The 274-nt window shown below is 73.4% G+C and carries 1 pseudogene; it reads right to left on the reverse strand.

Annotated features, from left to right (window positions below):
- Window positions 1-274 (reverse strand): annotated as a pseudogene (locus AAEZ09_RS28230) (hypothetical protein); the annotation flags it as partial.

Here is a 274-nt window from a genome sequence, read left to right on the forward strand (position 1 = left end):
GCGAGAAGCCGCCGCCCATGCTGCCGTCCGCCCCGCCATAACCGCCCTGCCGCGGGCCGCCGGAAATGTCGGGAAAGTCGAGCCGCGGCACCGCGATCGTCAGCCCGGAGCCGAGCTTCACCTGGCGCGCGGCCTGCCCGAGCGGCGTGCTGGACGGCGCCGCGGTCGTGCCGCCGCCCTTGCCGAACAGCCGGCGCAGGATCGTCGCGACGCCCGGCACCGTCACTTCCTTGCCCGAGCGGTTGATCGTGAAGTCGGACGCCCAGCCGTATTT

It is taken from the genome of Pseudomonas sp. 65/3-MNA-CIBAN-0223 (assembly GCF_040310425.1).
In the GTDB taxonomy this organism is placed as follows: domain Bacteria; phylum Pseudomonadota; class Gammaproteobacteria; order Pseudomonadales; family Pseudomonadaceae; genus Aquipseudomonas; species Aquipseudomonas gregormendelii.